The 1,096-nt window shown below is 35.4% G+C and carries 2 protein-coding genes; both read right to left on the bottom strand.

The window, feature by feature from the left end; all coding sequences use genetic code 11:
* Window positions 1–268: 268 nt before the first annotated feature.
* Window positions 269–544 (bottom strand): helix-turn-helix domain-containing protein, encoded by a 276-nt coding sequence (locus CDZ78_RS20830; RefSeq protein ID WP_087871634.1) that lies wholly within the window; start codon window positions 542–544, stop codon window positions 269–271.
* Window positions 534–869 (bottom strand): type II toxin-antitoxin system RelE/ParE family toxin, encoded by a 336-nt coding sequence (locus CDZ78_RS20825; protein ID WP_087871633.1) that lies wholly within the window; start codon window positions 867–869, stop codon window positions 534–536. Before CDZ78_RS20825 ends, CDZ78_RS20830 begins: the two co-directional genes overlap by 11 nt.
* Window positions 870–1,096 lie beyond the last annotated feature (227 nt).

The following is a 1,096-nucleotide window of genomic DNA, read 5'->3' as shown; positions in this document are numbered from 1 at the left end:
AGTGTTACAGATGCACCAACAATAGCTGGATACCACCTATTCTCGCTATTAATTTTTGATGTTTCAGCAATTAATTTTGCAATTTACGCCTGTATTTTTTCATGCTGAGCAAGTTCTTCTTTAGTTGCTTGATTACTCATTATTACCCCTTTACTTTTGTTCGTGATTTTTCATGTCTTTCCAGCTCCAGATAGCCAGATAGCCAGATAGCCAAAAAGTATAACAACTGAAAGAACCGCTAAACCTACAAATATTTGATTAAACATCTTTAAGCTACTTTAGATAGTGATAGGTTTAAACCTAATCGTACTGAAAAATCAAACAACATATCTAAACGAAATCCGTTAATTTTCCCTTTTCTCAAGGCTGATACTCTAGGCTGAGTGGTTTCTAAAATAAGGGCTAATTCTTTCTGTGTTTGCCTGCCTTCATTAATTTTGGCGTTAATCTCACTCATTAATTGAGATCGTAGCTTTAAGTTTTTGCGCCTAACAGGATCATCCTCTAACGCATCAAACACATCATCAAATATTTCATTTGCCATTTTCAACTTCCTCCAATACTAACTTTAATCGCTGCTTGGCTAAATCTAAATCTTTTTTAGCGGTCTTTTCTGTTTTCTTTTGAAAAGCATGTAATACAATTACTCGCTCCAAATACTTAACCACATAAACAACTCTAAAAATTCCTTGCTCATCTTTTACCCGTATTTCTTTTACACCCACTCCAATGCTTGACATTGGCTTCCAATCTGTTGGCTCATTGCCTTTTTGAACTTCTCGCAACTCATAACCAGCTTCGTTACGAGCCGCTTCAGGGAAACCTCTTAAATCCTTTAATGAAGTCCCCTTAAATTCTATTTGTTTCATCTTTAGTTTTTCCTAATATCCACATGTAATTATATCAATAGATATATAAACATACAAGTATAAGTATTAACTTGATCCCATGCTTTCATTACCTACTTCGGGGGAATCACCCCAATCAATCAATTCTTGATGTATTGGGGCTGTTTGGTTCTGTCGCAATAATTATCAAAAGCACATACCTCCTGGTCTTCAGGCATAACTATCCTGCTAAAGCCATAAACTGCTTA

This window comes from Bathymodiolus platifrons methanotrophic gill symbiont, assembly GCF_002189065.1.
In the GTDB taxonomy this organism is placed as follows: Bacteria; Pseudomonadota; Gammaproteobacteria; order Methylococcales; family Methylomonadaceae; genus Methyloprofundus.
This window is presented reverse-complemented; position numbering and strand designations above follow the sequence as displayed.

Bases quoted from the DNA above. Each gene is read 5' to 3' on its own strand.
- CDZ78_RS20825 (WP_087871633.1), bottom strand. From the start codon at position 869: ATGAAACAAATAGAATTTAAGGGGACTTCATTAAAGGATTTAAGAGGT.
- CDZ78_RS20830 (WP_087871634.1), bottom strand. From the start codon at position 544: ATGGCAAATGAAATATTTGATGATGTGTTTGATGCGTTAGAGGATGAT.